Here is a 5,902-nt window from a genome sequence, read left to right as displayed (position 1 = left end):
GCAGCGCGGCGGGGTCCGGCGCGGCGCCGGGCACGGGCACCGCGTAGCCGACCAGGCGGTCACCGGCGGGGCCGCCGACGACGAGCGCGGCGGCCTGGGCGACGTCCGGATGCGCGGCGAGGGCGGCCTCGATCTCGCCGAGCTCGATGCGCTGGCCGCGGAACTTCACCTGGAAGTCGATGCGCGCCAGGTAGATCAGCACGCCGTCGCGGGTCCAGCGGACGAGGTCGCCGGTGCGGTACATGCGTTCGCCGGGCGCGCCGAACGGGTCGGCGACGAACCGGTCGGCGGTCAGGTCGGGGCGGCCGAGGTAGCCGCGCGCGAGCTGCGCGCCCGCCAGGTACAGCTCGCCCGCGGTGCCCGGTGCGACCGGCCGCAGCCGGTCGTCGAGCACGTAGACGCGGGTGTTCCACTCGGGGACGCCGATGGGCACCGTGCGGCCCGCGCCTCCGTCGGCGGGCCAGGCGGTGACCGACACGGCGGCCTCGGTCGGCCCGTACAGGTTGTGCACGGCCGCGTCGCTGACGGCGGCGACGGCCGCCACGGTCTCGGGCAGCAGTTCCTCGCCGATGGCGAGGACCAGACGCAGGCTCGCCAGCTGGTCGCGGCGCGCGTGCGCGGCGAACACGGTCAGCACCGAGGGCACGAAATCGGCCACGGTGACCCCGGTTCCGGCGACGAGGTCGGCCAGGTACAGCGGGTCGCGGTGCCCGTCGTGGGTGGCGAGCACGAGCCCGGCGCCCGCGGCGAGCGGCACGAAGTAGCCCCACACCGACAGGTCGAAGCCGGCGGCGGACTTCTGCAGGTAGACGTCGGCGGGGCCGAGGCCGAAGTGCTCGATCATCCACGCGATCTGGTTGGCGGCGCCGCCGTGGCGCATGGCGACGCCCTTGGGCGTGCCGGTGGAGCCGGAGGTGAACAGCACGTAGGCCAGGTTCTCCGGGCGCAGCGGCGCCCGCAGTTCGTCGGGGCGCAGCGGCCCGTCGGCGTGGCCGCTCAGGTCGAGGGCGTCGATCGCGTGCACCGGGGCGCCGTCGGTGGCGAAGGCGTCGCGGGTGGTGGTCAGCACGCACAGCGGCCGCGCGGTCGCCAGGATCCGGTCGGTGCGCTCGGCCGGGTGGTCGGGGTCGACGGGGACGTAGGCGCCGCCCGCGGTGAGCACGGCGTAGATCGCCACGACGAGGTCGATCGAGCGCCGGATGCCGAGGGCGACGGGCACGTCCGGGCCGACGCCGAGCCCGATCAGGTGGCGGGCGAGCCGGTTCACCCGGGCGTCGAGGGCGCCGTAGGTGAGGGTCTCGCCCTCGAAGATGAGCGCGGTGGCCTCCGGGCGGGCCGCGACCTGGGCGCGGTAGCCGGTGAGCAGGGTCGCGGCGCGGTCGGTGGCGTGCCCGGTGGCGTTCCACTCGGTCAGGACGCGGGCGCGTTCGGCCGCGTCGAGGATGTCGACGGTGTCCAGGTCGCGGTGCGGGTCGGCGGCGACGGCGGCCAGCAGGGCCTCCAGCCGCCGGGCCACGGCCTCGGCGGACGCGGTGTCGAACACGTCGTCGGCGTAGGTCAGCACGCCCGAGACACCCTGCGGCGCACCGTCCGCGGCGTAGTCGTCGCTGACGATGAGGTGCAGGTCGAACTGGGACAGCTCCCCGCCGGTGTCCAGGGCCGAGACGGTGATGCCGGGCAGCGCCAGCTCGGCGCGGTCGAAGTTCTGGAAGGAGAAGCCGACCTGGAACAGCGGGTGCCGCGCGGTGGACCGCGCCGGGTCGAGCACCTCGACGAGACGTTCGAACGGGACGTCGGCGTTGGCGTAGACGGCGAGGTCGGTGGCGCGCTGGCGGCGCAGCAGGTCGGCGAAGCTCTCTCCCGCCCGCAGGCGGGTGCGGAAGACCAGGGTGTTGACGAACATGCCGATCAGGTCTTCCAGTTCCGCTTCCCCGCGCCCGGCGACCGGGGTGCCGACGGTGACGTCGGCGCTGCCGGAGAGCCGGCCGAGCAGGGCGGCGAAGGCGGTGTGGACCACCATGAACAGCGTGGCGCCGGTCTCGCGGGCGAGCGCGCTCAGGCGGGCGTGGGTCGCCGCGTCCAGGGTGACCGGGACGGTGCCGCCGGCGAGGGTCCGCACGGCCGGGCGCGGCCGGTCCAGGGGCAGGTCGAGCTGGTCGGGCAGCCCCGCCAGTTCGGCGCGCCAGAAGTCGAGCTGGCGGGCGGCGGTCGAGGCGGGATCGTTCTCGTCGCCGAGGACCGCGCGCTGCCACAGCGCGTAGTCGGCGTACTGGACGGCCAGGGGCGTCCACCGCGGCGCGGCGCCCTCGCGGCGGGCCAGGTACGCGGTCATGAGGTCGCGGACCAGCGGCGGCACGGAGGACCCGTCGGCGCTGATGTGGTGCACCACCAGGGCGAGGACCGCCTCGGTCGGGGTGCTGCGCAGGAGCTCCACCCGCCAGGGCACCGCGGCGGTGACGTCGAAGGTGGTGGCGGCCAGTTCCTCGACCGCGGCGCGCAGGTCGGCGGGGGCGACCTCGCGCACGCGCAGGCGCACACCGGCTTCGGCGCCGGGCAGGATGGCCTGGACGGGCCCCGCGTCGGTCTCGGGGTAGTAGGTGCGCAGCACCTCGTGGCGGGCGACGAGGTCGTCGACCGCGGCGGCGAGGGCCTCGGTGTCCAGGTCGCCGCGCAGCCGGACCGCGATGGGCACGTTGTAGCCGACCGAGTCGGGGTCGAACCGGTTGAGGAACCACATGCGCTGCTGGGCGGGCGAGAGCGGCAGCGCGGCGGGGCGTGCGCCCGCGACGAGCGGAACCCGCCGGGCCGCCGCGGATTCGGCGTCGAGCGCGGCCGCGAGCGCGGCCACCGCGGGGTACTCGAACAGGCGGGCCACCGGCACCTGCCGGTCGAGGGCCGCGCCGAGGCGCGAGGCGACCTTGGTGGCGAGCAGGGAGTTGCCGCCGAGGTCGAAGAAGTCGTCGTCGGCGCCGATCCGGTCGAGGCCGAGGACCGCCGCGAACACCTCGGCCACCCGGCTCTCGGTGAGCGTGGCGGGGGCGCGGAACTCGCGCGCCTTCAGGACCGGCGCGGGCAGCGCCCGGCGGTCCAGCTTGCCCGAGGCGTTGACCGGGAACTCGTCGAGCACCACGAACGCGGCGGGCACCATGTAGGCGGGCAGCGCCGCGCCGAGCGCGGCGGCCACGGCGTCGAGGTCGAGATCGGCACGGGCCCGGGCGACGTCGATGCCGACCCGCGCGCCCGACAGGTCGCCGGAGCCGTCCCGGGGCGCGGGCGTCAGGTACGCGGCCAGGTAGTCGCCGAGGCCGTCGTCGCGGACCGTCACGACGGCGCGGTCGACGCCGTCGAGACCGGCGAGCACGGCTTCGATCTCGCCGAGCTCGATGCGCAGGCCGCGCAACTTGACCTGGAAGTCGGTGCGGCCCAGGTATTCCAGTTCGCCGTCGCGGGTGCGCACGACGAGGTCGCCGGTGCGGTACAGGCGTCCGCCGGGCGCGCCGAACGGGTCGGCGACGAACCGGTCCGCCGTCAGGTCGGGGCGGCCGAGGTAGCCGCGGGCCAGCTGCACGCCGGCCAGGTACAGCTCGCCGGGCACGCCGACCGGGACCGGCCGCAGCCGGGTGTCGAGGACGTGCAGCGCGGTGTTGGCGACAGGCGCGCCGATCGGCACGGTGACGGTGTCGGCGTCGGTGACCTCGTGGAAGCTGACGTCGACGGCGGCCTCGGTCGGCCCGTACAGGTTGTGCACGGACACCCCGGGCAGCAGGGCGCGCAGCCGCTGGGCGTCGGCGGCGGGCAGGGCCTCGCCCGAGGCGAACACCTGCCGCAGCGAGGTGGCCGCCGCGGCGCTCGGCTCGGCCAGGAAGGCGGCCAGCATGGACGGCACGAAGTGCGCCACGCGCACCCGCGCCCGGGTGATCACCTCGGCCAGGTAGGCCGGATCGCGGTGCCCGTCGGGTCGGGCGATGACCAGGGTCGCGCCGATCTGCAAGGGCCAGAACAGCTCCCACACCGACACGTCGAAGGTGACCGGCGTCTTCTGCAGGACGGCGTCGGCCGGGGTCAGGCGGTAGGCGTCCTGCATCCACACCAGGCGGTTGACGATGGCCGCGTGGGTGACGGCCACCCCCTTGGGCTTGCCGGTGGAGCCGGAGGTGAACAGCACGTAGGCCAGGTCGCCGGGGCGCAGCGGATGCGGGCGCTCCGCGTCGCGCACCGGGCCGGTCGCGAAGCCGGACAGGTCGAGCGCGGCCGGATCCAGCACCGGCACCGAGACCGCGGGGAAGTCCGCGCCCGCCAGGACGCAGACCGGTGCCGCGGTGTCGAGGACGTGCGCGATGCGGTCCGCCGGATGGTCGGGGTCCAGCGGCACGTAGGCGCCGCCCGCGGCCTGCACCGCGTAGACGGCGACGAGCAGGTCGAGGCCGCGCCGCAGGCCGACGCCGACCACGGTGCCCGGGCCGACGCCGTCGGCGAGCAGCCTGCGCGCCAGCCGCGCGACGCGGTCGGCGAACTCGGCGTAGGTGAGCGTGGCGCCCTCGAAGTCGAGCGCGACGGCGTCGGGGGTGCGGGCGGCCTGGGCGGTGAACAGGTCGACCAGGGTCGCCGCGCCGACGCCGTAGTCGACGGCGGTGTCGTTCCAGGCGGCCAGGCGCGCGTGTTCGGCGCCGTCGAGCAGGTCGAGGTCGCCGACCGGGACGGTGTCGTCGGCGGTGACCGCGGCCAGCACCCGCACGAAACGCGCGCCGAGGGCGGCGACGGTCTCGGCGTCGAACAGGTCGGTGGCGTAGCGCAGCCGGCCGCGCAGCACGGGTTCCCCACGGCCGTCGACGGTTTCGTCGATCGCCAGCGACAGATCGAACTGGGTGGTCACCACCGGGAGCGCGTATTCGCCGATGGTGAGTCCGGGCAGGGCGACGACGGTGTCGTCGCGATGTTCGAACGACAGCATCACCTGCGCCAGGGGCGCGTAGGCGGTGGAGCGGACCGGGTCGATCGCCTCGACGAGCCGCTCGAAGGGCAGTTCGGTGTGCGCGAACGCCCGCAGGTCGCGTTCGCGCACCTCGGCGAGCAGCGCGTCGAAACCGGCGCGCGGGTCGACGGCGGTGCGCAGGACCAGGGTGTTGACGAACATGCCGACGAGGTCGTCGAGCGCGGCGTCGGCCCGGCCCGCGACGGGGGTGCCGACGGCGATGTCGGTGCCCGCGCCGCTGCGGGCGAGCAGCAGGGCGAAGGCGGCGTGCACGACCATGAAGGTGGAGACGCCGTGGCGGCGGGCCAGGTCCGCCACGCCCGCGGTGAGCGCGGCGGGCACCTCGAGGCCGAGCGAGGCGCCGAGGCCGGTGCGCTGCTGGGGCCGCGGCCGGTCGGTGGGCAGTTCGAGGACCGGTGCCAGGCCGGCGAGTTCGCGCTGCCAGTGGGTGAGCTGGCGGGCCAGGCGCGAGCCGGGGTCGGCGGCGTCGCCGAGCGCCGCGTGCTGCCACAGCGCGTAGTCGGGGTACTGCACCGGCAGCGGGGTCCAGCCGGGCGCGCGGCCGGCGGTCCGGGCGGTGTAGGCCTGGACGAGGTCGCGGGCCAGCGGCCCGACGGAGACGCCGTCGGCGGCGATGTGGTGCAGGGCGAGGACGAGTACGTGCTCGGTCTCGCCCGGCCCGGACCGGCGCAGCAGGGCCACCCGCACCGGCGGCCGGGCCGCCAGGTCGAAGGGGGCGCTCGCGGTCTCGGTCACGGCACCGTCCAGCTCCGCCTCGGAGACGGTCCGCACGGGCAGCACCGCGCGGGGCGCGCCATCGGCGGCGGTGTGCACCGCCGCGCGCAGGCCCGCCTCGGTGACGGCCGCGTCGGGCTCCGGCGCGCCGCTCGCGGGCGCGGTGCGGGTCTCCTGCGGCCCGGTCTCGGCGAC

The 5,902-nt window shown here is 76.1% G+C and carries 1 protein-coding gene; it reads right to left on the bottom strand.

Features of this window, described 5'->3' with window-relative positions; all coding sequences use genetic code 11:
• Nucleotides 1–5,902, bottom strand: a 5,902-nt coding sequence (locus ON36_RS03535) for a non-ribosomal peptide synthetase (RefSeq protein WP_176569399.1), incomplete at both ends; no start/stop codon positions are given.

Origin of the sequence: Nocardia thailandica NBRC 100428 (assembly GCF_000308795.1) — a bacterium.
Lineage (GTDB): Bacteria > Actinomycetota > Actinomycetes > Mycobacteriales > Mycobacteriaceae > Nocardia > Nocardia thailandica.
The sequence above is the reverse complement of the archived record's forward strand: the minus strand, read 5'-3'. Positions and strand labels throughout refer to the sequence as shown.